Genomic DNA, 25,930 nt, shown 5'->3' on the forward strand with positions numbered 1-25,930 from the left:
AAGAATTGATGGCCACCAAGAACACCGCAGCCGACACCGATACCGACACCGACGGCCCGCTGATCGACCTAAACGAGGCCGACGTCAAAAAGCTGATCGCGCGCGGCAAGAAGCGCGGTTACCTGACCTATGACGAGCTCAATGCGGCGCTGCCGCAGGACGAGATGTCGTCCGAGCAGATCGAGGACATCATGTCGGCGATCAGCGACATGGGCATCAACATCGTCGAGAGCGACGAAGATGTGCAGGAAGAGGCCGAGCAGGAGGCCGACGACGATATCGACGTCACCTCGAACTCGGGTTCGCTGACCGCGCCCGCCATCGAGAAGAAGAAGGAAACGGTCGATCGCACCGACGATCCCGTTCGCATGTACCTGCGCGAAATGGGCGCGGTCGAGCTGCTCAGCCGCGAGGGCGAAATTGCGATCGCGAAGCGCATCGAGGCGGGCCGCGACACGATGATTCTCGGCCTGTGCGAAAGCCCCCTCACCTTCAACGCGATCATCGAATGGTCGAACGCGCTCAACAACGGCGACATGCAGTTGCGCGAGATCGTCGACCTTGAGGCGATGCTGTCGAAGGATCCCGCGCCCGAAAACCTCGACGAGGAAGGCGCCGAGGACGACGGCGAGATCAGCGAAAAGACCGCCGGCGTCTCGTTCAAGGACGAGGATGAGGTCGAGGAAGAGCCTTCGGCCGACGAAGACGACGAAGATGGCGAAGGCTCGTCGGGCAAGCGCGAGACCTTCGAGGAGGACGACGAGGACAACACGCTGAGCCTCGCGGCGATGGAAGAATTGCTCAAGCCCGACGCGCTCGAGAAGTTCGCGAACATCACCAAGAGCTTCAAGGCGTTCCAGAAGCTGCAGGAAGCGCGCCTCGAATCGCTGTCGGGCGGCGAGGAATTTCCGTCGGCGTCGGAAAAGAAGTACCACAAGCTGCGCGAGGAACTCACCGCGCAGGTCGAGAGCGTGCAGTTCCACGGCACCAAGATCGAATATCTCGTCGACCAGCTCTACAGCTACAACCGGCGCCTGACCGCGCTGGGCGGCCAGATGCTGCGCCTCGCCGAGCGCCACAAGGTGCCGCGCAAGGCGTTCCTCGACAATTATGTCGGGCGCGAGCTCGAAGAGAATTGGCTCGACCAGGTCGGCGGCATCGACAAGAAATGGGCTGCTTTCGCCGAAAATGAAGCCGGCGCGGTCGACCGCATTCGCGTCGAGATCAGCGAAATCGCGCAAGCCGCGGGCATGAGCCTGGTCGAATTCCGCCGCGTCGTGAACATGGTCCAGAAGGGCGAGCGCGAAGCGCGCATCGCCAAGAAGGAGATGGTCGAGGCGAACCTGCGTCTCGTGATCTCGATCGCGAAGAAGTACACGAACCGCGGCCTGCAGTTCCTCGACCTCATTCAGGAAGGCAATATCGGCCTGATGAAGGCGGTCGACAAGTTCGAATATCGCCGCGGCTACAAGTTCTCGACCTATGCGACCTGGTGGATCCGGCAGGCGATCACCCGCTCGATCGCCGATCAGGCGCGCACGATCCGCATCCCGGTCCACATGATCGAGACGATCAACAAGCTGGTCCGCTGCAGCCGCCAGTTCCTTCACGAAAGCGGCCGCGAGCCTACCCCTGAGGAAATGGCCGAGCGCCTGTCGATGCCGCTCGAAAAGGTCCGCAAGGTGATGAAGATCGCCAAGGAGCCGATCAGCCTCGAAACGCCGATCGGCGACGAGGAAGACAGCCACCTCGGCGATTTCATCGAGGACAAGAACGCCGTCATTCCGGTCGACGCCGCGGTGCAGTCGAACCTCAAGGAAACGGTGACCCGCGTCCTTGCGTCGCTGACACCGCGTGAGGAGCGCGTGCTTCGCATGCGCTTCGGTATCGGCATGAACACCGACCACACGCTCGAGGAAGTCGGCCAGCAGTTCAGCGTGACCCGCGAACGCATCCGCCAGATCGAGGCCAAGGCGCTGCGCAAGCTGAAGCACCCGAGCCGCAGCCGCAAGATGCGCAGCTTCCTCGACCAGTAAGCCGAAGGCCGGGGGATATCGGACGATGGGGGGAACGCGCGGTTCCGCTGCCATGTCAGAAGCCCCCTCGCCGACGCGAGATTCGCGCCACGGTTCCCGCATTCTCGTCGTCTCGATCGGCGATGCCGGCGATGTCGGGCATCCGCTGACGGGTTATAGCGCGCTACTGGCCGACAGCGGATGCGGGGTGGAACAGCGCGTCATTCGTGAAGGATCGAGCCCGCGCCAGGTGCTGCGCGCGCTGTGGCTGACCCGTGATGTCCGCTCGTTCGACGCGGTTATCGCAAGCGATTATACGGGGGCCTTCGCAGTGGCGGTCATGGCGCTGTTGCTCCGCAGCCGCGCCTTGCTGATCGCGGTCGGGTTCAACCTCTCGCGGCGCCCTTTCCGGTCAGGCCACGCCGCGATCGACCGGATCGTCGACAGGGTCTTCGCGCGGCTGGACAGGATCGTCGTTCACTCCACTCCCGAAGCCGATCAGTTCGTGGCGCTACACACCCTGGATCGGCGAAGGTTCTCCGTCGTCCCTTGGGGCTTCGACCTGCCGCCCGTCGCGGACGACGTCGCGGCCCTGGTTCCTCGCACGCCTTATGTGGCCATGATTGGCCGCAACAATCGCGATTTCGAGGCAGCCGCGGTCGGATTGCAGGGGACCGGCATCGGCGGCGTGTTCGTGGGTTGCGGCGACCTGCAAGCGGCCGGAGACACCGAACTGCGGACATTTCCGACGCTTCCGTTCGACCAGTGCCTCGGGATCATGCGGAATGCGATAGCCAGCCTGATCATCCTCAACGACGGAAATCGCGGCGCGGGCCATATCACCGCGGTCGCCGGCATGCTGCTCGAACGGCCGCATATCTTTTCCGACGCGCCGGTCATCGGCGATTATCTGCAGGACCGGGTGCACGGCATTGCGGTTCCCTTTGGTAAGCCGGAAGCCTTGCAGCACGCGATCCGGCAGTTGGCGGACGATCCCGCGCTGCGCGAGCGATACGGCCGCCAAGGCCGCGAGACCGCGCTCACCCAGATGAGCAACGCGGCATTCAGCCGCAAGATCGCGCATATTGTGCTGGGCGAACTCGGCCGACGGCGCGTCGGGCCATAGACTGAACGTCGCGGGAGCCGGACACATATGACGGACAATCAGGCTTCGCAAGGACCGGCGACGACGCGGGACGGGTCGTCCGGACGTCATCTGCTCGACCTGTTCGGCGCCGTCCGCATCATCAACCTGCCGAACCGGACCGATCGGCAGCGCGAGATGCTCGATGAACTGGGGCGCATCGGCATCGCGGGCAACGACCGCGTCGCATTCCACGCCGCCAGCCGCTTCGAAGATGCCGCCGATTTCCCCACGACCGGCGCGCGCGGCTGCTTCCACAGCCACCTCTCCGTCCTGGAAGAGGCTGCGGCAAGCGGCGCGCGAGCAGTTCTGATCCTCGAAGACGATCTCGATTTCGAACGCGATTTCGACGCGCTTATGCCCGCGGTTCGCGAGGCGCTCGATCGGGTCGGCTGGTCAGTCTTTTTCGGCGGCGCGCTCAATCTGTCGTCCGACGGACCGGTGACGCCGATTGAAAGGCTGGTCCCCGAAACAGCGGTGATGGGCGCGCATTTCATCGCCTTTCGCGGCGATGCGATCGGTGCCGCGGCGTCCTACCTCCGCGCGATGCTCGACCGTCCGGCGGGCTCGCCGCTGGGCGGCCCGATGCACGTCGATGGCGCCTACAGCTGGTTCCGGCGCGAAAATCCCGCGTTCGAGAGCTGGATCGCTAAGCCTTTCCTCGGCCACCAACGCCCGTCGCGCACCGACATCCACGAGCTTGGCTGGAAAGACCGAATCCCGCTCGTTCGCGATCTGATTGCACTAGGCCGCCGATTGCGGCGGCGCATACAATAGGGCTGCGCGTTTTCGTCGACGCCCTTTCAACAGCGCACGCTTGCGCACACCGTGACCAGAAATGCTGCACCGCACAATTAGCGGCTGCGCGACTTCGGTTTTTCATATTTTGCTCCCAGATAGCGCCAATGGCGGGACCGGTGTAACCGGAAGGCATTGCGCCACCGAATGGCAATCAGCCCCATTAAATGGGAATCGCTTTGCCATGAGGCAGGACCAACCGACCCGCTTGGACAAGAAAAAGCGGAAAAAACATGGGGATGCATAAATTGGCACGCGCATTGCTTAGCAGTGGGTACGAACGCGGCTCCCCCTCCGCCGCGGCCAAAGGGAAAGACAAGACGATGCAGACCGAAACCACCAATCTCTTCCGCCGCCGCGATACCTTCTTCGGCATCTGCGAGGCCGTGGGCCAGGATTTCGGGTTCAACCCGCTCTATCTGCGTCTGGCGTTCATCGCGCCGCTCTTCTTCTTCCCGGTGCAGACCTTCGCCGCCTATTTCGCGCTCGGTTTCATCGTCCTCGCCTCGCGCCTGCTCTTCCCGAACAAGGCGGCGGCGGTCGAAACGCCGGTGCAGACCGCGGCTGAACCCGCGGCCGCCAAGGAAGAAAAGACCGAGGAGTTCGCGCTCGCGGCTTGACGGGACACGGACCGGGCATCCCCCTCTCCCCGCCCCGTCCGCACCCGCAACGCATGGCGTCCATGTGCGCCATGGCAATCGGGACCGGCAAGTTTCCCCCGTGCTTGCCGGTCCCTTTGCGTGCATCCTGTCCCCATCCGGCACAGCCCGTCATGCAATTGAAAGCTGGCTTATAAACGGGACGTTTACGACGTTCGCGTAAGGCTCTCGTCTTGCAATCACGCGCGTCGGGCAGCGATCCGGCGCCACAGGCAAGGATCCAGCGTTGAGCCAGTCGACCCAGCCCAAGCTGCAAACGCGCGGCGTCGCCGAACTGCTCGACAATCTGGTCGCCAGCGAGGGCACCGGCGCGCATCCGCACATCAGGACCGGGGCGCTGTCGAGCGGCCCGCAAGCGATGCGCAATCTTGCTGATGCCGTCCATTTCATCGGGCTGCTCCACGGTCGCTACCCCGGCGTGGTCGACAGCGCCGCGCGCAAGGCGATCGATCCCGCGTCGCGCAAATGGATGGAGGAAGCCGCGCAGGCCTTTGCCCAGGAACGCGCCTTCCTGTCGAAGATCGCTGCCGCCGCCGGCCCGGTGCCCAGCACGCAAGGCCAGGCGCAATGCGAAGCCGCCGTCGCGGCGCAGCGCCGCGCGCTCGACATGCTCGCCGAGTCGGACCGCCAGGGCTGCGCCATCGGCGCCGCGATCGCGCTGACGCTCGACTGGCGCACGATCCGCGTCCTCCTCGACATCAGCGCGCAGCGGCTCGAGATGACGGTGCCGCGCTGCACGCTCCCCGACCTTCGCGACACGGCGCGGGTCGCGGCGCAGGTTGCCGAAACCCCCGCGGTCGAGCGCGCGATAGCGTTCGGCGCGCAGCAGCTGATCGCCCAGCATAGCGGCCTATGGGATCTGCTCGCCGCGCGCGCCGCCAGCCGCGCCCATAGCTGACCAACGCCTCCCTCTGCCGACGGAGGGGAGATTCGCTTGCGCCCCCTGCGCCGCTGTGCCATTTCGCTTGACGTTCACGTTAAGGGAAAGAGCCGATGCGTTTCGAGGGTACCAGCGCCTATATCGCCACCGACGACCTGAAGGTCGCGGTCAACGCCGCGACGATGCTGCGCCGCCCGTTGCTCGTGAAGGGCGAACCCGGCACCGGCAAGACCGTGCTGGCCGAGGAAATCGCCAAGGCGTTCGACGCGCCGCTGATCACCTGGAACATCAAGTCGACCACGAAGGCCCAGCAGGGCCTGTACGAGTATGATGCGGTTGCGCGCCTGCGCGACGGCCAGCTCGGCGAAGAGCGCGTTCACGACATCCGCAACTATATCAAGAAGGGCAAGCTGTGGGAGGCGTTCACCTCGCCCAAACTCCCCGTCCTCTTGATCGACGAGATCGACAAGGCCGACATCGAATTCCCGAACGACCTGCTCCAGGAACTCGATCGCATGGCCTTCCATGTGTACGAGACCGACGAGACGATCAGCGCCAAGGAACGCCCGATCGTCGTCATCACCTCGAACAACGAGAAGGAACTGCCCGACGCCTTCCTGCGCCGCTGTTTCTTCCACTATATCAAATTCCCCGACCGCGACACGATGGCCGACATCGTCGAGGTTCACTTTCCCGGCATCCAGAAGACGCTGGTCAGCCGCGCGATGGACATCTTCTACGACGTCCGCGACGTGCCGGGGCTCAAGAAGAAACCCTCGACCAGCGAACTCATCGACTGGCTGAAGCTGCTCCTCGCCGAGGATATGCCGCTCGAGGTCCTCCAGAACCGCGACGTCGGCAAGGCGATCCCGCCGCTCCACGGCGCGCTGCTCAAGAATGAGCAGGACGTGATGCTGTTCGAAAAGCTCGCCTTCATGGCGCGGCGCCAAGGCGCCTGATGGTCTATACCGGCCGCTGCGCGTGCGGCGCGGTCGAAGTCCGCATCGACGGCGAACCGCTCGCTGTACGCCAATGCTGGTGCCAGCACTGCCAGAAGATCGCGGCGGGAGGGCCCACGCACAATGCGATCTTCCCGACCGATGCCATTATGACCGACGGCATCACGGCGTCCGACAGCTATGTCGCCGACAGCGGCAACACCCTCACCCGCTCGCATTGCGCCGCGTGCGGAACGCCGATGTTCAGCGCGTCATCGGCGCGGCCGCAGATGCGCGTCGTGCGCTTGGGCGTGCTCGACCAGCCGCACGGTCTCAAACCGACCGCGGCGATCTGGACAGGCGAAGCGCCCGACTGGGCGATCCTCGATCCGGCGCTAGAGCAGTTCCCAGCGCAGCCACCTGCGCCGCCCAGCCCTCAGAGCTGATAGGCGACCTCGACGTCGCCCCAGCGGCGGCCGTTGATCACCGCGGGCATATAGACGTTGCGCACGGTCAGATAATTGATGCCGTCGCCTTCCTGGCGATAGACCGTCATGAAGAAGGGCGCCGTGCTGCGCTTCGCCGCCGCGTCGGTTTCGTCATACAGGATGCGGCCGTTGCGGCAGTGCGCCGTATCATGCTCCAGATCGCCCGTCGGCGCGCGCGAGCATTCGGTGATGTGCGTCGGCAGGAAGCCGTTCATGTCGCCCGCCGACGACATCTTGATCTCGGGATGCTCGGCGACGATGCGGTCGAACAGCGGGCGCCAATTGGCATCCGCCCAGTCGCACAGCGTGGTGCGAAAGCGTTCGGGGTTCGAGTTCGGCACGCGCACATAATTGGTATCGAACAGCTGCTCCATCGAGAGTTCGCCGCGCTCGATCGCTCGTTCGGCAAGCCCGACGAATTCGTCGCGAACCTGCGCCGCGAGCGCGACGATCGCCGAGTCCTGCGGGCTGACCCCGGCCGAAATCACCGCGTTGAACATGCGATTGGAGACATGCTCCATCGACAGGATCGAATCGCGCGTGCCGTCGAGGGTCGCGCTGTTGTCGCGCACCGAGGTGACGACGCGGTCCAGCGCCTCGCGAACCTTGGCGCCATTTGCATGGACCATTGCCGAGCTTTGCGCGATGCGGTCGCTCTGATCGTCGAGCAATGCGACAAGGTGGGTCGCGTCGTGCAGCGCCTCGGTGATCGTCTCGAACTGCGCCTCGGCGCGGCTCGACTGCTCGACCCCCGACTGGATTTCGGTGACGAGCCCGCTCGCCTCGGCGGCGAGGCTGCCGATGCTGCGGCGAATCTCGTCGGTTGCGCCGCGGGTATTCTGCGCGAGCTTCTTCACCTCGGCGGCGACGACCGCAAAGGTGCGTCCCGCGTCGCCTGCGCGCTCTGCCTCGATCGCGGCGTTGAGCGCCAGCATATTGGTGGTCTTGGCAATCTGTTCGATCGACTGGCTGACCTGCTGCACCTGCTCCATCACCGCCGCAAAATTGGTGACGTGGGTGCCGAGCCGCGCGACAAGGTCGATGACCGAGCGAAATTCGCTGACCGCCGCGTTGACGCGTTCGGCGCCGGTGTCGAGCTGTTCGCACGCACGCGCCGAGAGCAATTTCGCCTCGTCGGTCGAATCGGCGATCTGGCGCTGGTCGTTTTCCAGACTGACGACGAATTCCTCGAGCCGGCCGAGCTCGGAGATCTGCCGGTCCATCTGGTCGGTCGCGCGCTTGATGCGCCCCGCCGCGTCGCTGCACCCGACGGCAAGCTCGCCGCAGTCGCTGGCGACCGACTGGTCGAGCAGCTGCGCGGCCGGATTGATCGGATCGAATTTCATTGCGCACCCACGTCCCTGAATGATCGCAAAGCTATGCCGAACATTGGTTAACACGGGGTCAAGACGCTTTCCCGACGGCGGCGCGATATGGCAAAGTTCAGGAAAGTTCAGCCTTGTGCGCCGCCCGTTTCGGACCGGGGGATTGCCGAACGCCTCTCGCCCGCCTTGCCGCGTTGATCCACCACATGAAAGAGCCGGATGAAGGCTGGCACGGCCGGACAATGTAGGAAAGGCCTTTATTTGCGTCGGCTTTGGGGTGGTTTCCAGACATTCGTCACCCCGGACTTGATCCGGGGTCCACGACTTCAACGCCGCGATGGATCCCGGATCCAGTCCGGGATGACGAAGAAAGGAATATCCTCCCTGCGGCGCAGCCATGGGGAGGGGGACCGTCGCCGCAGGCGATGGTGGAGGGGCCCCGACCTCGCGCGAATTGCCCCTCCGTCAGCGCTTCGCACTGCCACCTCCCCATGGCTTCGCCACGGGGAGGAACCAAACGGCAACCTCCGGTCGAAACTCGTCATCGGCAAAACCGTCCCGCACCTCTTGGCAATCTGCTTTACGTTCACGTAAAGTGATTGCGCGCGCCGCGCGAACGCGATACGCCTGCGCTCATGCTTCTGGGCTTTCTCGACGAACTTCGGGCCGCGGGCATTCCCGCCAGCCTGAAAGAGCATCTGCTGCTGCTGGAGGCGCTCGACCGCGAGGTGATCGACCGGACGCCCGAGCAATTCTATTATCTCAGCCGCTCGATCTATGTGAAGGACGAGGGGCAGCTCGACCGTTTCGATCAGGTCTTCAACAAGGTCTTCAAGGGTCTGCTCACCGATTACGGCCAGAACCCCGTCGATGTGCCCGAGGAATGGCTGAAGGCGGTCGCCGAGAAATACCTCACCCCCGAGGAGATGGAGGCGATCAAGTCTCTGGGCGACTGGGACGAGATCATGGAGACGCTGAAGAAGCGGCTCGAGGAACAGCAGAAGCGCCATCAGGGCGGCAACAAGTGGATCGGTACCGGCGGCACGAGCCCCTATGGCAATTCGGGCTATAATCCCGAGGGCGTCCGCATCGGCGGCGAGAGCAAGCACAAGCGCGCCCTCAAGGTCTGGGAGAAGCGCGAGTTCCAGAATCTCGACAACACCAAGGAACTCGGGACACGCAACATCAAGATCGCGCTCCGCCGCCTGCGCAAATTCGCGCGCGAGGGCGCCGCCGACGAGCTCGACATTCCGGGCACGATCGACGGGACCGCGCGGCAGGGCTGGCTCGACATCCGCATGCGCCCCGAACGGCGCAACGCGGTCAAGCTGCTGCTGTTTCTCGACGTCGGCGGATCGATGGACCCGTTCGTCAAGCTCTGCGAAGAATTGTTCAGCGCCGCGACGACCGAGTTCAAGAATCTCGAATTCTTCTACTTCCACAACTGCCCGTACGAAGGCGTGTGGAAGGACAACAAGCGCCGCTGGTCCGAGCGCCACCAGATGTGGGACATCCTCCACAAATATGGCCACGACTATAAGCTGATCTTCGTCGGCGATGCGTCGATGAGCGCTTATGAGATCACCCACCCGGGCGGCAGCGTCGAACATTTCAACGAGGAGTCGGGCGCGGTCTGGATCCAGCGCATGACGCATGTCTATCCGGCCGCGGTGTGGCTCAATCCGGTGCCCGAGGCGCATTGGGGTTACACCCAGTCGGTGAAGTTGATCAAACAGCTGATGAACGACCGCATGTACCCGCTGACCCTCGCCGGGCTCGACGATGCGATGCGCGAGCTGACGCGCAAGCACTAGGCGCCAACCACTCCATTTCCGTCATTGCGAGCGGCGAAGCGCCGTGGCAATCCAGCGCCCGCGTAAACCGCCCTGGATTGCTTCGCTTCGCTCGCGATGACGAGACATCCGCTTCCTCCCTATTAGGCCCGCCATGATCGACCTCCCCCTCGTCACCATCCTGCTGCTGACCGGCTTCATCAACCTGATCGGCGCGCTCGCCTATGCCGCGCGCATCGCCGGCGTCCGGACGCGCCGCATCGCGATGTCGTTCGCGCTGTTCAACATCCTCGTGCTCTTCTCGCGCACCTCGAACAGCTTTTTGGGTCCGTTCCTCGCAAAGCGGATCGAAACGCGCATCCACGCGGGCAGCGGCGCCTCGCTGTTCGTCGACATGCAACTGGTTCTGGCGGCCGCCAGCGTCGCGACCTTTATCGGCATCCTGCTGGTCCCCACGGGCCAGCGCATGTTCGCCGCCGCGATCGGCTGGTATCAGAACAACCGATCGACGACTAAGCTCGCGATGAAGGCGATGAGCCCGAGCGGCCTTCGCACCCTCCGCGCATCGCTCACCATTCCCAGCTTGTCGCACCTGAAAGCGTGGAAGATGCCGAAGGGGATCGGCTGGGGCGTGCTGATCGCCAACTGCCTCGCGCAATCGCTGATCGCGGTCGGCGTCGTGGCCTCGCTCTACGCGGGCTATCTCGCCCCCGAATTCCGCGTCACCGCCTCGCAGCTGTCGGCGCTGATCAACGGCTTCGCGACCATCCTTCTGTTCGCGTTCATCGACCCACAGCTATCGGTAATGACCGACGACGCGGTCGAGGGGAAGGTCGACGAGGCCGATTTCCGCCGCGCCATCACCTTCATCTCGCTGAGCCGCCTCGCGGGCACGATCCTGGCGCAGGCGCTGCTTATCCCGGCCGCGACCTTGATCGCGTGGGTCTCGGTCCACGTCTAACCGAAGGGCCGATCGATCGAAGGCGGCGGTTCGCTGAACCATTTCGGGCCGTTGTCGGTCATGTAGAAACAGTCTTCGAGGCGGATGCCGAATTCGCCCGGGATGTAGATACCCGGCTCGTTCGAGAAGCACATGCCCGGCGCCAGCTTCGTCATCTCGCCATGGACCAGGTTGACCGGTTCGTGCCCGTCGAGGCCAATGCCATGACCGGTGCGGTGCGAAGTGCCGGGCAGCTTGTAGCCCGGTCCCCAGCCGAGATTCTGGTAATAGGCGCGCACCGCGTCGTCGACCGCCCCCGCGGGCGTGCCGAGCTTCGCCGCGGCGAAGGCGACATCCTGTCCCTTGCGCATCTGCTCCCACACCTGCCGCTGGCGCGCGTTCGCCTTGCCGTACACGAACGTCCGCGAAATATCGGACTGATAGCCGTGCACCGTCGCGCCGCAGTCCATCAGCACGACCTCGCCATCCTTCACCGCCTGCGGCTTGCCCGACCCGTGCGGATAGGCGCTCGCCTCGCCGAGCAGGATCAGCTCGAATTCGCTCTGCCCGCCGAGCGCCTGCGTCGCGGCCTTCATGATCGCGCCGATGTCGGCGGGTGTCATCCCCGCCTCGATCCGCGGCGCCGTGTGGCGATAGGCGGCGATGGTGATGTCGGCGGCGATCTGCATCAGCGCGATTTCGGCCGCCGATTTGTGCATCCGGCATCCGCGCACGACCGGCGCGCCATTGACGACGGTCGCGCCCGGCATCACCCTTTGCAGGCCGTCCACGGCGAAATAGCGCACCGTCTCCTCGACTCCGATCCGGCCCTTGGCGAGCCCGCGCTTGCCCAGCCATGCCGCGACCGCCGCCAGCGGATTCTCATCCTCGTTCCACATCAGCACCTCGGCCTCGATGCCCAGGCTCTCGCGTACCGACGGTTCCTCGAAAAAGGGCGTGACGATCGCCACCTCGCCCTCGCGCGTCAGCACCGCGGCGGTCAGCCGCTCGCTCCGCCACCATTCGACCCCGGTGAAATAGATAAGGCTCGACCCCGGCTCGACCAGCAACGCGCCGATGTCGTTCGCGCGCATCAACTCGGTCGCCCTGGCGATCCGCGCCATGCGCTCGGCCTTGCCGATCGGGACGGCCTTTGCGGCAAGGTTGGGAAGGCCTGCGGTATCGGCGGCGAACCCCGATACCGGCATTGTCGCTGCCAGCCCGGTCAGCGCCGCCTTCCCGAGAAATTGACGCCTCTGCATCGCCGTCCCCTTCTTCAATAGATCAGAAGATCCGAAATTTCTTCGCGCCCCCCCGCCTCATCCGGCAGCGCGAGCGCGTCGAGGTCGCCCGGCGTCGCACTCGCGTCGTCGACCCATAAGCGCAGGCTCGGGCCGCCATTGATCACGTCGATCGCGAGCACATCGTCGGTATATTCATATTTGAAATCCTTGCCGCGCCAGATCGGATAGTCGGGGTAGAGCGACCGGATCGCCTTGAACCCCAGCGCCTGCACGCGCCACGGCCGGAACGCCGCATGATCGTACCACGCACCCTCGGCATGGATGTGAATGCCGTTGTTGAGCTGCTTCATATGCTTGTGAAAGGTCGGCTCGAACCAGATATCGCGCAGCTTGCAGCCAGCGAGCCATTCGGGCGCGAGGCGGCGCATTTCGGCGATCACCGCCTTGGCATCGATATCGGGCGCGCCGAACAGTTCGAGCGGGCGGGTCGTCCCCCTGCCCTCGCTCAGCGTCGCACCCTCGACCATCACCGTGCCAGCATAGGCGCGCGCCATGTTGAGGTTCGCGGCATTGGGGCTGGGGTTGATCCACACACGCTCGGCGGGCCAGCCGAAGCCCGGCCCCTCGGGCTCCCAGCCCTCCATTTCGATCACGCGATAATCGACGTCGAGGTTGAAGTGGCGGATGAACCAGCGCCCCATTTCGCCCATCGTCAGCCCATGGCGCATCACCATCGGCCCGGCGCCGACGAAGCTTTCCCAGCCTTCGCGCAGCCGCGTCCCCTCGGCGGGGCGGCCCGCGGGGTTCGGGCGGTCGAGCACCCATACCGCCTTGCCATGCTGCGCTGCGGCTTCGAGCACGTAGAGCAGGGTCGTCACATAGGTGTAGATACGGCAGCCGAGATCCTGCAGATCGACGAGCATGACGTCGAAGGTGTGCATCGACTGCCCCGACGGCCGCCGCACCTCGCCATAGAGGCTGAACACCGGCATGCCGTAAGTGGGATCGGTGAAGTCGGGCGACTCCATCATATTGTCCTGAAGGTCGCCGCGCACGCCATGCTGGGGACCGAACACCGCGGTGACCTCGATCCCCGCCGCGACGAGGGCGTCAACGCTGTGGGTGAGGTCGGCGGTGACCGAGGCGGGATGCGCGAGCAGCGCAACACGCTTGCCCTGGAGCGGCGCGCGAAGCGCGGGATCGGCGAGCAGGCGGTCTATACCGAAGAGGGTCGTCATGCCCGCCCGCGTGCCTCAAGCGTCAGCGCAAAGCAATCGGGATGATGGAAGTCGGGCTTGCCCGGCGGATGCCGGAGCGCCCAGTAGCTTTTGGTGCCGTCGACTTCCTCGATCACCGCGGCGAGCGCGAGCTTCGATCCGGTGTCGGGAAAGATACCGGGCTCGACGCGCAGGGCATAGCGGCCGACCTCGCGCTCGACCTCCATCATCCACGGCGCGAGATCGTCGGCGCGCAGCAGCGAGCGATAATCGTCGAACTGGTAACAGGCCCATCGGCCGTCGGGGGCATAGTTGAACTCCGTATAGTCGGGCTGCCCCTCCTCGGTCAGGAAAGCCTCGAAGCAGGTGCCCTGCCACAGGCCGTCGGTGCCGCTGTCGGCGATCACCAGTTCACCCTCGCCCTGCGGCAACACGATCGCTCCGATCTCTCCCTCGACGACGAAGCGCAGCGCAAAGCCCTCCTCGAACGACAGGTCGACCTCGACCGCGATCGAACGCACCCCCCGGGCCGGCGTGTCGGGGTGGCAAATCAGTTCGCGCCGTTCGCTAGAATAGCCCGACATTCAACCCTTCTCCGTTCATCCCGAGCTTGCCGAAGGCAATCCCTCTTCGTCACCCTGGACTTGATCCGGGGTCCATCCACCCTTCTTGAGGAAGCGGGACCCCGGATCAAGTCCGGGTGATGATAATGGAAACATGAACCAGTTGGGTTTGCCGCACCGCCATGCTAAGCGCCCGCCCACCATGACGAACTTCAAATCCGACCTTCTGCGCCTGCTGGACGAGCGAGGCTATATCCACCAGATGACCGACGCGGAAGGGCTCGACGCCCTTGCCGCGAAGCAGATCGTCCCCGGATATATCGGCTTCGACGCGACCGCGCCCAGCCTGCACGTCGGCAGCCTGGTCCAGATCATGATGCTGCGCCGCCTGCAGCAGACCGGACACAAGCCCGTCGTCCTGATGGGCGGCGGTACGACGCGCATCGGCGACCCCACGGGCCGCGACGAGAGCCGCAAGATGCTGTCTGACGAAACGATCGCGGCGAACATCGCGTCGATCTTCAGCATCTTCCAGCAGTTCCTGACCTTCGGCGACGGTCCGACCGACGCGGTGATGGTCGACAACCAGGACTGGCTGGGCAAGCTTGGCTATATCGAATTGCTGCGGGAAGTGGGCACGCATTTCACGATCAACCGTATGCTGACGTTCGATTCGGTCAAGCTGCGGCTCGACCGCGAACAGCCGATGACCTTCCTCGAATTCAACTACATGATCCTGCAGGGCTACGATTTCCGGCACCTGTCCAAAGAGCGCGGCGTGCGCCTCCAGATGGGCGGGTCGGACCAGTGGGGGAATATCGTCAACGGCATGGAACTCGGCCGCCGCATGGACGGTGCCGACCTCTATGGTTTGACGACTCCGCTGCTCACGACCGCCGCGGGGACCAAAATGGGCAAAACTGCTTCGGGTGCCGTGTGGCTCAATATGGGACAGCTGCCCCATTTCGATTACTGGCAATATTGGCGCAATTGCGACGACCGCGACGTGGGTCGATTCCTGAAGCTGTTCACCGACCTGCCGCTCGACGAAATCGCGCGGCTGGAAGCGCTCGAGGGTGCCGAAATCAACGAGGCGAAGAAGATCCTCGCGAACGAAGCGACGGCGATGTGCCGCGGCGCCGAGGCGGCGCGAGTTGCCGCCGAAACGGCGGCGCAAACCTTTGAAAAGGGCCATATTGGTGGCGATCTGCCGCAGGTCGTGGCCCCCGCCGACGGCATCACGATCGTCGACGCGCTGCGCGAGCTCGGCTTCGCGGTTTCGAACAAGGAAGCGCGGCGCAAACTCGACGAGGGCGCGGTCAAGGTTGACGGGGTCGTGGTCCGCGATCCGCATCACCGGATCGAGCCCGCGAACGACCCGGTTCCACTGAGCCTGGGCGCAAAAAAACACGGGCTGGTGACGCGATGACCGCGCCGATGTCGTTTACCGATTCTTCAGCATTCGCGTAGAACGTCCATGGCAAACCACAAAGGTCCGGGACGTATGCGTAAGATCGATACCAGCAAAGCCCATTATGTCGGGCTCGACCAGCGGATTGCGCCGCGTAGCGACGTTTATTGCCGCCTTCCCTTCGTGCTGCCCGACGGGCGGCAGGAAATGTGCACCTGCGTCAACATCAGCGCCGACGGTTTGCTGATGCGCTACGAACGCGGGCTCGAACCCGGCGACCTCGTCGTGTACCGGATGCCGATCATCGGCCGCGTCGCGGCGAAGGTCATCTGGTCGCTCGGCGGCAAGGCCGGTGTGCAGTTCGAAAAATCGATCGCCGCCGAAGATTATCTGCCGATGATCCGCGCCATGGGCGCGCGCGGCGACGTCAACTAGCCGCTCCTGAGCAGCGGCACCGCGGCGTCGCGCTCGAACAGATAGAGACAGAGGCGCACCGCCTCGCCTCTTGCTCCCTCCATGCCACCGTCGCGCTCGACGAACAGGCGCGCATCGTCGTGGGCCACCGGCAAGAGCCGTACCAACTGCTCGGGCGTCGCGACGCGATAGTCGGCATCGCCCGACTGCTTGAGCCCCAGCAGTTCGCCGCCGCCGCGCAGTTCCAAATCCTTTTCGGCGATGACGAAGCCGTCGTTCGTATCGCGCATCAGCGCGAGCCGCTCGCGCGCGGTCTCGGAGAGATTTTGCGAGCGCAGCAGCAGGCACACCGACTTGGCAGCGCCGCGCCCGACGCGGCCGCGCAACTGGTGGAGCTGCGCGAGCCCGAAATTCTCCGCATGTTCGACGATCATCAGGCTGGCCGCGGGGACATCGACCCCGACCTCGATCACCGTCGTCGCAACCAGGACGCCGATCTCGCCCGCCTGGAAGCGCGCCATGACGTCATCTTTCTCTGGCCCTTTCATCCGCCCGTGGACCAGCCCGACGCGCTGGTCGCCAAGCCGCGCGCGGAGCAGCGCGGCGCGATCCTCAGCCGCCGCGAGTTCGCTGCCCTCGCTCTCGGCTACGAGCGGGCAGACCCAATAGGCCTGCGCCCCCGTTGCGAGATGCCGGTCGAGCGCGTCGATGACATCATCGAGCCGGTCGAGCGAAATGACGCGCGTATCGACCGGCGTGCGCCCCGGCGGCATCTCGTCGAGCTGCGACACGTCCATCTCGCCATGGTTGGCGAGTTGCAGCGTCCGCGGGATCGGGGTGGCGGTCATCACCAGCAAGTGCGGCGGCCGCGCCGCCTTTTGGGTCAGCATCAGCCGCTGCGCGACGCCGAAGCGATGCTGTTCGTCGACCACGACAAGGGCCAGATCCTTGTACGTCACCGCCTGCTGGAAGATCGCGTGCGTGCCGACGAGAATGTCGATGCTCCCATCAGCCAGCCCCATCAGCGTCGACTCGCGCACCTTCCCCTTGTCACGCCCGGTCAGGATCGCGAGGTTCACCGGCAGCCCGCCGAGCATCCGCTGCAAGGTCGCATAATGCTGGCGCGCAAGAATTTCGGTCGGTGCGAGCAGCGCCGCCTGCGTCCCCGCCTCGACCGCGGCGAGCATCGCGCGGAGCGCGACGAGCGTCTTCCCCGATCCGACGTCGCCCTGCAGCATCCGCAGCATCGGCGTGTCCTGCGCCATGTCGCTGGCGATCTCGCGCCCGACGCGTTCCTGCGCACCGGTCAGCCCGAACGGCAGCTGCAGCGCCTCGACCAGCCGGCCGTCGCCGCGCACCGCCCTGCCTCGCCGGTTCCTGAGCCCTTGGCGGATCAGCATCAGCGCGACCTGGCTTGCGAAAATCTCATCATAGGCCAGCCGATCGCGCGCCGCCTCGTCGCGCGGGCTGGCGTGCGCGCGCTCGATCGCTTCGCGCCAGGTCGGCCAGCTTCGGTTCGCCAGCAGCGGCGCGTCGATCCATTCGGCAAGCTCGGGTCGCCGTTCCAGCGCCACCGCGGCGAGTTGCGACAGCCGCGCGTTGGTCAGCCCCTCGGTCAGCGGATAGACGGGCTCGTGCACCGCGATCCCCGCCTCGTCGTCCGGCTCGGCGACATGGTCGGGGTGCACGATCTGGCGCATGTCGCCATAAAGGTCGAGGCGCCCCGACACGCGGCGCTTTTCGCCCAAGGGAAACAGCTTGCGCGCCAGCCCCGAGGTCCGCCCGAAATAGACGAGCCGCACATGATCGCCCGCACTGTCGAACGCTTCGACCCCGAAAGGGGCGCGCGGGCTGCGACCGGGGCGGTAATCCTGTGCCGTCAGCTCGACGATGATCGTCTGACCGGGAAGCGCTTCGTCGAGCCGGTCGACCGGGACGCGTGAGATCAGCCCGGTCGGCAGGTGGAACAACACATCGACGACGCGCTCGAGCCCAAGCCGCGTCAGCGGCTTGGCAAGCTGCGGCCCGACGCCTTTCAGGTCGGTCAGCGCGGCAAAGAGCGGATTGAGTATCTCGGGTCGCATCGCTAGGGCGTGTCTAGACCTGAACCCTTCGTTTTGCCCAGCCCTTCATCTCCGTTCGCATCGAGCGAAGTCGAGATGCCCGTCGGCGCTGCGCAAGACCGGTGGGTGTCTCGACTTCGCTCGACACGAACGGATCGGGACGATGTTTGTCGATCGCATTCTGGAAACCCGCCATGCAAGACCGCCTCAAACGCCTGAAATTCCGCGCCTGGCACCGCGGCACGCGCGAGGCCGACTATATGATCGGCGGCTTCTTCGATCGCTATGCGGCTGAGTGGAGCGAAGAGGAACTTCGCTGGTACGAGACCGTTGTCGAGGAAGACGATGTCGACATCATGAGCTGGGCGCTCGGCACCGGCGAGCCGCCCGCGCATCTCGACAACCCGCCGCTGATCGCGGCGATGCGCCGGCTGGACTATATTCCGCTGCCATGACCCGAAGCGCCGCCGATATTTTTGCCGCCATTGCGTCGGCTTCGGCGCCGCTGACGCTCGCGCGCGCGGCCGACGGGTTTCTGCCGCTGCTGCTCGCCGACCTCGCGCGCGCCAGCGACAAGCGGCTCGTCTATGTCGCGACCGATGATGCCGCGATGCAGGCGGTCGCCGACGCCGCGCCCTTCTTCGCGCCCGACCTGATCGTCCATCGCTTTCCGGCATGGGACTGCCTGCCCTACGACCGCGCGGGCCCGTCGATGCGGGTCAGCGCCGACCGGCTCGCGACGCTTTCCGCCCTGCAGGCGGCGCCGAAGCGCGGCGAGTTGATCTTGACCACCGTCGCCGCACTCACCCAGCGCACGCTCACGCCGTTCCGCATCCGCCAACTTGCGACGACGCTCGCTGCGGGGCAGCGGATCGACCGCGATGCGCTCGCCGAGCTGCTCGTCTCGAACGGTTTCAACCGCGTCGATACCGTTGCCGATCAGGGCGAATTTGCCGTGCGCGGCAGCCTGCTCGACCTGTTCCCGGCGGGCGAGGAGACCGGCCTTCGCGTCGATTTCTTCGGCGACGAGATCGAAAGCATCCGCCGCTTCGACCCCGCCGACCAGCGCAGCCTTGGCCCTGCCAAGGCATTGCAACTGCTCCCCGCGGCCGAAACCCTGCTCGACGAAGCGACGATCAAGCGCTTCCGCTCGAGCTACCGCGAAATCTTCGGCGCGCAGGCGACCGGCGATCCGCTCTATCAGGCGGTCAGCGAAGGCCGGCGGCAGGCGGGCATGGATCACTGGCTGCCGCTGTTCGAAGAGCGGCTGGCAACCCTGTTCGACCATATCGATCCCGCAACCCCGGTGCTGCGCAGCCACCGCACCGACGCGACCGCCGAGACGCGCTTCGACGCGATCACCGACTATCATGCGAACCGCGTCGCCGCCGAGCGCGAGCAGGCGGGCAGCTATCGCCCGCTCGCGCCCGAAACACTCTATCTGACTGCAAACGAGTGGGCATCCGCCGAGCGCGCCCGCCCGATCCACATGGTCTCGCCCTTCGACGTCCCGCCGTCGCCATCGGTGATCGACCTCGAAACCTTTGCGGCGCGCGATTTCACCCCCGAGCGCACCGCGGACCTCAATGTCTATGACAAGGTCGCCGACCATCTGTCGGACGAGCGCCGCAAGGGGCGCAAGACGATCATCGCCAGCTATTCGGGCGGTGCGCGCGAGCGCCTGTCGGGGCTGCTGCGCGACCATGGGGTGACGTCGCTCGCTCCCGCCGACAGCTGGCAGGACGCGCTCGGCACCGCATCGGCCGAAAGCGGCGGCGCGACCGCGATGGTCGTCCTGCCGCTCGACCATGGCTTCGCGAGCGATGCGATCAGCCTGCTGACCGAGCAGGACATTCTGGGCGAACGCCTCGTCCGCCGTCAGAAACGCCGCAAGAGCGCCGACGCCTTCCTCGCCGAGCTCGCGACGCTCAGCGTCGGCGATCTCGTCGTCCACCTCGACCATGGCATCGGCCGCTACGAGGGACTGACCTCGATCCCGGTCGGGAGCAGCCCGCACGATTGCGTCGCGCTCACTTACTCCGGCGGCGACAAGCTCTACGTCCCGGTCGAAAACCTCGACGTCCTCTCGCGCTACGGCGGCGAGAGCGACGGCGTCGCGCTCGACAAGCTCGGCGGCGAGGCGTGGCAGCGCCGCAAAGCGCGGATGAAGGAACGCATCCGCGAGATCGCGGGCGAACTGCTCGCGACCGCGGCGCAGCGCGCGCTCCGCCCCGGCGAGGTTCTGGCGCAGGACGCCGCCTACCCCGCCTTCGCCGACCGCTTCCCCTATCAGGAAACCGACGATCAGGACCGCGCGATCGGCGACGTGCTGGAGGATATGGCGTCGGGCCGCCCGATGGACCGCCTCGTCTGCGGCGACGTCGGCTTCGGCAAAACCGAGGTTGCGCTCCGCGCCGCGTTCGTCGCGGCGATGGCTGGCGTGCAGGTCGCGGTCGTCGTCCCGACGACCTTGCTCGCGCGGCAGCATTACACGAATTTCGTCGAACGCTTCAAAGGCTTCCCGGTCAATATCGGCCGCCTGTCGCGGCTCGTGCCCGCGGGTGAAGCGCAGAAAACGCGCGACGGCCTTGCCAGCGGCCAGATCGACATCGTCGTCGGCACCCATGCGGTGATCGCGAAATCGGTCGAGTTCAAGAACCTCGGCCTCGTCATCGTCGACGAGGAGCAGCGTTTCGGCGTCGTGCACAAGGAACGGCTGAAGCAGCTCAAGGCCGACGTCCATGTCCTGACCCTCACCGCGACCCCGATTCCGCGCACGCTCCAGATGGCGATGTCGGGCCTCCGCGAACTCAGCGTCATCCAGACGCCTCCGGTCGATCGCCTCGCGGTACGAACCTACGTCGCTCCATGGGATCCGGTGGTCATGCGCGAGGCGCTGCTGCGCGAGCATGATCGCGGCGGCCAGAGCTTCTTTGTCGTGCCGCGGATCAAGGACCTGCCTGATATCGAGGAATTCCTGCGCAGCCGCGTACCCGAAATCAAATATGTCGTCGCGCACGGCCAGATGACACCGACCGAGGTCGAGGACCGCATGAGCGCCTTCTACGACCGCAAATATGATGTGCTGCTATCGACGACGATCGTCGAAAGCGGGCTCGATATTCCGAGCGCGAACACGTTGATCATCCACCGCGCCGACCGCTTCGGCCTGGCGCAGCTCTATCAGCTCCGCGGCCGCGTCGGGCGGGCGAAGACGCGCGCCTATGCCTATCTCACCACGCCCGAGGGCCGCGCGATCACCGACACCGCCGAAAAGCGGCTCAAGCTGCTCGGCGATCTCGATACGCTCGGCGCGGGTTTCCAACTCGCGAGCCACGACCTCGACATTCGCGGCGCCGGGAATCTCGTCGGTGACGAGCAGTCGGGGCATATCCGCGAGGTCGGCTTCGAACTTTACCAATCGATGCTCGAAGAGGCCATATTGGTGGCCAAGGCCGAGGGCATGGGCGCCGCGCCGCCGCGCGAAGCCTTGTCGCCGGTCATCACCGTCGACGCGCCGATCCTCATCCCCGAGGATTATGTCCCCGACCTGCCGCTGCGCATGGCGCTCTATCGCCGCCTCAACGAGGCCGAAGACCGCCCGGCGCTCGACGCCTTCGCGGCCGAGATGATCGACCGCTTTGGCCCGCTGCCACTCGAAACCGCGAACCTGATCCAGCTGATGGAGATCAAGGCCAACGCCAAGGCGGCGGGCATCGCCAAGCTCGACGTCGGCATGAAGGGCGCGCTCGTCAGCTTCCACGGCGACGCTTTCGCCAATGTCCCCGGCCTTATCGCCTATGTCGAGCGGCTGAAGGGCCGCGCCCGCATCCGCCCCGACAACAAATTGTCGATCAGCGGCGATTGGGTGAGCGCCGGAGCGCGGCTCAACGGCGCGCTTCAGCTGTCGAAGGGATTGGGCAAGCTCGCGAAACAGGCCGCCTAGGCGGCGAGAAGCCCGGGAAGCTGGTCGCCTGCCACTGGCCCCGACTTCAGGAAACCCTGCCACGTCGCGACACCCAGCTCCTTCAGCCGTTCGAGCTGTTGCGGCTTCTCGATGCCTTCGGCAACGACCAGCAGGCCGAGCGCGCGCGCGAGGTCGACGATCGCGCGCACGACGATGCGGTCGCGATCGCTGTCGTCGATCGTCCGCGTAAAGCCGCTGTCGATCTTCAGATAGTCGATCGGCAGCCGCGCGAGCAGCGACAGGCTCGAATAGCCCGTGCCGAAATCGTCGATCGCAATCGCGCAGCCGAACGCACGGATCTGCGCCAGTTGCTCCGCCGCGCTCGCAGGGTCGCTCAGCATCGCCTGCTCGGTGAGTTCGAGCGTCAGGCGCGCGGGGTCGACATTTGCCTGCCGTGCCATACCGGCGAACCGTTCGGCGAATTCGGGATCGCCAAGGTCGGCGGCGGTGATGTTGAGCGAGACGCGAATGTTCGCCAGCGCCTCGGGCCATGCCGCGATCTCTGCCAATGCGACATGGTGCGCATGTTCGGTGAGTTCGCGTTCGAGGCGCGCCGCGCGGGCCGCGGTGACGAGCGGCCCGGCGCCGAGCAGGCCCAGCTCCGGGTGCTGCCAGCGCAGCAGCGCCTCGACCCCGCTCATCGCGCCGGTCGCGACATCATATTGCGGCTGATAGTGGATCACCACCTCGCCGCGCGACAGCGCAGCCATCACCATCGCGCCGTCGCGCGCCGACGCCGGGCGCGCCAGCTGGTCGCTCGCGGTCCGGAGCTGCTCGACGACAGGTTCGTCGCGCGCGATCAACGCCGCGGCGATGCGAATCGCGAGGCGGCCCTTGGGATCGCCCACCATCGGCTCGGCCAGCGCAACATGCAGCGCGCGTTCTTGCGCCCTCAGCGCGCCAAGCGACAAAGGCACCGCCGGAACGATCAGGAAGCGCGGCCCGTCAATCCGGTCGACGCGGCTCCCCTGCCCGAATTCGTCGGTCGCGAAACTTTCGAGTCGACGGCCGATCTCGTCGAGCACGGCGTCCCCCGCTGCGGTCCCGGCGCTATTGTTGATGCGCGCCATCTGGTCGACCTGAACCAGCATGACGCCCACGTCGGCGTCGTACCGTAAATGAAGATTTTCCAGCGTTCGGACGCAGCCGGACAGCGACTCGGATATGCGATTCATCGCGCCGCCTTATCAGGCTTTCCTTGCCAAGCCCTTCCATTTTGCATCATGATCGTGCCGATGTCCGCGCTTTCGCCCCGGCCCGCCGCAACGTTGACCGACGCCCATGGCCGCCGGATCGAGTATCTGCGCCTTTCGGTCACCGACCGCTGCGACCTGCGCTGCCGATATTGCATGGCCGAGGACATGCAGTTCCTGCCCAAGGCGGCGGTGCTCAGCATCGAGGAAATGGGCGAACTCGCAGAGCTTTTCGTCGCGCGCGGCATCCGACGTATCCGCCTGACCGGCGGCGAACCGCTCGTACGGCGCGGTATCGACACGCTCGCCATGCGACTCGGCGCGCTGATCGGCAACGGACTCGACGAACTGACGCTGACCACCAATGCGATGCGGCTGGCCGAGCATGCCCCGATGCTGGCGGCTGCCGGCGTGCGGCGGATCAACGTCAGCCTCGACACGCTCGACCGCGAGGCTTTTCGGCACATCACGCGGTTCGGCGACCTCGACGTCGCGCTCCGCGGGATCGCGGCGGCGCAGCGCGATGGCATCGCGGTCAAGATCAACATGGTCGCTCTCGCCAACCTCAACGAGGATCAGCTCCTGCCGATGCTGCAGTGGTGCGCCGCGAACGGATGCGACCTTACGTTGATCGAGACGATGCCGCTGGGCGAGGTCGAGGGCGACCGCAGCGATCATTATATCCCGCTCCACCAGTTCGTCGCGCCGCTGCGCGCCGAACGGCAGATCTGGCCCGTCGACAAGTCGACCGGCGGCCCGGCACGCTATTTCGCGATCGAGGACAGCCCGGTGACGCTCGGCCTCATCACCCCGCTCAGCGACAATTTCTGCGCGACGTGCAACCGCATCCGCCTGACCGTAGAGGGGCGCATCTATATGTGCCTTGGTCAGGACGACCATGTCGACCTGCGCGCGGCGCTGCGCGACGGCGGCGACGTCGACGGCTTGATTGACGCCGCATTGGCTGGCAAACCCCGCGCGCATGACTTTCATATCGAACGAAAGTCCACACCGGCGGTCGCGCGTCATATGAGTGCAACGGGCGGCTAGGATAGCCTCGCCCAGGGATTTTTCAGGGGGCTCGGGGACCAAAATGCAACGCAAGATCGCGCTCGTCGCGTCGAACGCGCCGGCGGCCGAGGAGGCCGAGGCCGAGCTTCGGCCGCTCTACGATTTCGTCGACCTCAACGAGGCCGACCTGCTGATCGCGCTCGGCGGCGACGGCTTTCTGCTGCACATGCTGCACCAGTTGCTCGACCAGCGGCGCAGCCTGCCCGTGTTCGGCATGAACCGCGGCACGATCGGCTTCCTGATGAACGAGTTTCGTGTCGAGGGGCTGCTCGACCGCCTCGCCGCCGCGCGCCCCTATCTGATCCACCCGCTGTCGGGCGACATCACGACGATCAGCGGCGAACGGCACATCCTACCCGCGATCAACGAAATCTCGCTGCTCCGCGAAACGCGCCAGGCCGCCAAGCTCGAGGTCATGATCAACGAAAGGACGATGCTCGAGGAACTCGCCTGCGATGGCGTCCTCGTCTCGACCCCCGCCGGATCGACCGCCTACAACCTCAGCGCGAACGGCCCGATCCTGCCGCTCGATTCGGCGATGCTCGCACTGACGCCGATCAGCCCCTTCCGCCCGCGGCGCTGGCGCGGCGCGCTCGTCCCCGAATCGACGAGCATTCGCTTCAACGTCCGCGAGGCCGCAAAACGCCCGGTCAGCGCGGTCGCCGACCAGCGCGAAATCCGTGACGTGAAGACGGTATTGGTCACCACCGACCGCAGCCGGCCGCTGACTTTGCTTTTCGATCCCGACCAGGGATTGGACGAACGCATCGCGATGGAACAATTTATCGTTTGAGGTCTTGCAAAATCATTCGCGCGGCGGCAAAGGGGCCGCCTTGCCCGCCACGGCGGGGTGTTCCTCGGTAGCTCAGCGGTAGAGCAATCGACTGTTAATCGATCGGTCGTAGGTTCGAATCCTACCCGGGGAGCCACTTTAAACGTCCAACATATTGATAAGATTGAAAAATCTTGCGCCGGCGTTTACTGTCCCCACATATGTCCCCACAATTAGAATGCGCTCAGAAGAGATATTCTGTGTCGGCCACGCGTCACTGATGGGTTCCGCATTGATCGCGACCCGATCCATCGAATCATGATCCGCTTGCCGCGAAACCAGGTAACGCTATCGGGGATTAGTCATAGGCCTGCGCTGTCCGCCTATCGCGCTTTGCGGATAGAAATCGAAATTGCGCGGACGCGCTTTTTGTAGAGGGCGACACCAGCCGGCACCGCTATCCCGTCAATCTGGGTCCATTACGCAAAATCACTCCACTTCGGATTGCCTGGCCCGAGCTCGGGCGATCGCCGCCACGTCTGCGCCCGACAATTCTGTTTGCGCAGAGTCCGTGATTTGCCCGGTGACACTGAACTTTGGGCTTGAGCCATTTGTCGAATGAGCATCAAGCCGTCCTTTCGGAACACCCGCTGCGTTTGGGCGCGCACACCGCAGCCAGTCAGGCGCGGGGTGATCTCGTACCATCCATTCAATGCGGCTGCTCGGACAACGGCATTCACGTCGGGGAAGTTTTGCCGGCACATCGTGTCAAAAAACGGCGTCATAGAGTGCCGGGTCGGGATCAAGTGCCTTCTCTGCGTGCGCGCAATTGATGAGTGCCGCGCTCAGAAGCAGGGAATAGCCTTGTTTGCGCAATTTCATTCGCCAACTCCCCCTGCACCGGTGTTGGCATAATGGCGTGGGCATTAAGGCCGCATAAGATTGGAAGACAAATGTGCGAATAGTTCGGGCGGCTTCTCGCGCCCCGGGGGAACTTGAAGGGGAAGCGAAGTCACCATATTCTTCGCATCATGA

21 protein-coding genes and 1 tRNA gene are annotated in these 25,930 nt (G+C 65.2%); 16 read left to right on the forward strand and 6 right to left on the reverse strand.

Annotated features, from left to right (window positions below):
* Window positions 1-8: 8 nt before the first annotated feature.
* The 7 genes from rpoD to ATE64_RS06620 all read left to right on the forward strand — a co-directional run bounded on the left by rpoD (window position 9) and on the right by ATE64_RS06620 (window position 6,880).
* Window positions 9-2,036: an RNA polymerase sigma factor RpoD gene (gene rpoD, locus ATE64_RS06590; protein WP_058453946.1), complete on the forward strand. Its 2,028-nt coding sequence runs from the start codon at window positions 9-11 to the stop codon at window positions 2,034-2,036.
* Window positions 2,037-2,265: 229 nt separating this feature from the next.
* The gene (locus ATE64_RS06595; RefSeq protein ID WP_167541746.1) at window positions 2,266-3,141 is read left to right on the forward strand and encodes a glycosyltransferase family 4 protein; all 876 of its coding nucleotides are present in this window, start codon (window positions 2,266-2,268) and stop codon (window positions 3,139-3,141) included.
* 27 nt (window positions 3,142-3,168) lie between these two features.
* Window positions 3,169-3,936, forward strand: coding sequence for a glycosyltransferase family 25 protein (locus ATE64_RS06600; protein ID WP_058453948.1), 768 nt, complete (start codon window positions 3,169-3,171; stop codon window positions 3,934-3,936).
* A gap of 344 nt (window positions 3,937-4,280) precedes the next feature.
* On the forward strand, window positions 4,281-4,577 hold the full coding sequence (locus ATE64_RS06605) for a PspC domain-containing protein (RefSeq protein ID WP_058453949.1): 297 nt from the start codon (window positions 4,281-4,283) through the stop codon (window positions 4,575-4,577).
* A gap of 265 nt (window positions 4,578-4,842) precedes the next feature.
* Window positions 4,843-5,514: a hypothetical protein gene (locus tag ATE64_RS06610; protein ID WP_058453950.1), complete on the forward strand. Its 672-nt coding sequence runs from the start codon at window positions 4,843-4,845 to the stop codon at window positions 5,512-5,514.
* A 95-nt stretch (window positions 5,515-5,609) separates the two neighbouring features.
* Window positions 5,610-6,455, forward strand: a complete 846-nt coding sequence (locus tag ATE64_RS06615; RefSeq protein ID WP_058453951.1) for a MoxR family ATPase — start codon at window positions 5,610-5,612, stop codon at window positions 6,453-6,455.
* Window positions 6,455-6,880 (forward strand): GFA family protein, encoded by a 426-nt coding sequence (locus ATE64_RS06620; RefSeq protein WP_058453952.1) that lies wholly within the window; start codon window positions 6,455-6,457, stop codon window positions 6,878-6,880. The genes ATE64_RS06615 and ATE64_RS06620 overlap by 1 nt, the downstream gene beginning before the upstream one ends.
* Here ATE64_RS06620 and ATE64_RS06625 read toward each other — a convergent pair.
* Entirely contained in the window at window positions 6,871-8,268 is a 1,398-nt protein-coding gene (locus ATE64_RS06625; protein WP_058453953.1) for a methyl-accepting chemotaxis protein, read from the reverse strand. The two genes, ATE64_RS06620 and ATE64_RS06625, sit on opposite strands and share 10 nt — an antisense overlap.
* Before the next feature lie 614 nt (window positions 8,269-8,882).
* Between ATE64_RS06625 and ATE64_RS06630 the strand changes: the two genes are divergently transcribed.
* Together ATE64_RS06630 and ATE64_RS06635 are read left to right on the forward strand one after the other, a co-directional pair.
* Window positions 8,883-10,061, forward strand: a complete 1,179-nt coding sequence (locus tag ATE64_RS06630; RefSeq protein ID WP_058454148.1) for a VWA domain-containing protein — start codon at window positions 8,883-8,885, stop codon at window positions 10,059-10,061.
* 133 nt (window positions 10,062-10,194) lie between these two features.
* Window positions 10,195-11,001 carry a lipid II flippase Amj family protein gene (locus ATE64_RS06635; RefSeq protein ID WP_082657615.1) on the forward strand — a complete coding sequence of 269 codons (807 nt, stop codon included), beginning with the start codon at window positions 10,195-10,197 and terminating at the stop codon, window positions 10,999-11,001.
* Here the strand turns inward: ATE64_RS06635 and ATE64_RS06640 are convergent.
* Genes ATE64_RS06640 through ATE64_RS06650 form a run of 3 tightly spaced genes read right to left on the reverse strand, consistent with a single transcriptional unit; the run spans window position 10,998 to window position 14,025 of the window.
* On the reverse strand, window positions 10,998-12,242 hold the full coding sequence (locus ATE64_RS06640) for a Xaa-Pro peptidase family protein (protein WP_058800163.1): 1,245 nt from the start codon (window positions 12,240-12,242) through the stop codon (window positions 10,998-11,000). The two genes, ATE64_RS06635 and ATE64_RS06640, sit on opposite strands and share 4 nt — an antisense overlap.
* A 14-nt stretch (window positions 12,243-12,256) precedes the next feature.
* Window positions 12,257-13,462, reverse strand: coding sequence for a DUF1343 domain-containing protein (locus tag ATE64_RS06645; protein WP_058800161.1), 1,206 nt, complete (start codon window positions 13,460-13,462; stop codon window positions 12,257-12,259).
* Window positions 13,459-14,025, reverse strand: coding sequence for a DOMON-like domain-containing protein (locus ATE64_RS06650; protein ID WP_058453955.1), 567 nt, complete (start codon window positions 14,023-14,025; stop codon window positions 13,459-13,461). Before ATE64_RS06650 ends, ATE64_RS06645 begins: the two co-directional genes overlap by 4 nt.
* Before the next feature lie 181 nt (window positions 14,026-14,206).
* Between ATE64_RS06650 and tyrS the strand changes: the two genes are divergently transcribed.
* Both tyrS and ATE64_RS06660 read left to right on the forward strand, forming a co-directional pair.
* A complete protein-coding gene (tyrS, locus tag ATE64_RS06655; RefSeq protein WP_058453956.1) occupies window positions 14,207-15,433 on the forward strand; it encodes a tyrosine--tRNA ligase in 1,227 nt (408 codons plus the stop codon).
* A 75-nt stretch (window positions 15,434-15,508) separates the two neighbouring features.
* The gene (locus tag ATE64_RS06660) at window positions 15,509-15,850 is read left to right on the forward strand and encodes a PilZ domain-containing protein (RefSeq protein WP_058453957.1); all 342 of its coding nucleotides are present in this window, start codon (window positions 15,509-15,511) and stop codon (window positions 15,848-15,850) included.
* Here ATE64_RS06660 and recG read toward each other — a convergent pair.
* Window positions 15,847-17,913, reverse strand: coding sequence for an ATP-dependent DNA helicase RecG (gene recG / locus ATE64_RS06665; RefSeq protein ID WP_058453958.1), 2,067 nt, complete (start codon window positions 17,911-17,913; stop codon window positions 15,847-15,849). The genes ATE64_RS06660 and recG overlap by 4 nt on opposite strands.
* A gap of 173 nt (window positions 17,914-18,086) precedes the next feature.
* On the opposite strand from recG, the gene ATE64_RS06670 reads away from it, so the two are divergent.
* Complete coding sequence (locus tag ATE64_RS06670; RefSeq protein ID WP_058454150.1) at window positions 18,087-18,347, forward strand: succinate dehydrogenase assembly factor 2; 261 nt, start codon at window positions 18,087-18,089, stop codon at window positions 18,345-18,347.
* Window positions 18,344-21,838: a transcription-repair coupling factor gene (mfd, locus tag ATE64_RS06675; RefSeq protein ID WP_058453959.1), complete on the forward strand. Its 3,495-nt coding sequence runs from the start codon at window positions 18,344-18,346 to the stop codon at window positions 21,836-21,838. The genes ATE64_RS06670 and mfd overlap by 4 nt, the downstream gene beginning before the upstream one ends.
* Here mfd and ATE64_RS06680 read toward each other — a convergent pair.
* Window positions 21,835-23,034 carry a GGDEF domain-containing phosphodiesterase gene (locus tag ATE64_RS06680; protein ID WP_058453960.1) on the reverse strand — a complete coding sequence of 400 codons (1,200 nt, stop codon included), beginning with the start codon at window positions 23,032-23,034 and terminating at the stop codon, window positions 21,835-21,837. The two genes, mfd and ATE64_RS06680, sit on opposite strands and share 4 nt — an antisense overlap.
* Before the next feature lie 60 nt (window positions 23,035-23,094).
* Between ATE64_RS06680 and moaA the strand changes: the two genes are divergently transcribed.
* The 3 genes from moaA (at window position 23,095) to ATE64_RS06695 (ending at window position 25,052) form a co-directional block, all read left to right on the forward strand.
* On the forward strand, window positions 23,095-24,102 hold the full coding sequence (gene moaA / locus ATE64_RS06685) for a GTP 3',8-cyclase MoaA (protein WP_058454151.1): 1,008 nt from the start codon (window positions 23,095-23,097) through the stop codon (window positions 24,100-24,102).
* 43 nt (window positions 24,103-24,145) lie between these two features.
* Entirely contained in the window at window positions 24,146-24,916 is a 771-nt protein-coding gene (locus ATE64_RS06690; protein WP_058453961.1) for an NAD kinase, read from the forward strand.
* A gap of 61 nt (window positions 24,917-24,977) precedes the next feature.
* Window positions 24,978-25,052 (forward strand) — tRNA-Asn (locus ATE64_RS06695).
* Window positions 25,053-25,930: the final 878 nt, after the last annotated feature.

Origin of the sequence: Sphingopyxis sp. H073 (genome assembly GCF_001468395.1) — a bacterium.
Lineage (GTDB): Bacteria > Pseudomonadota > Alphaproteobacteria > Sphingomonadales > Sphingomonadaceae > Sphingopyxis.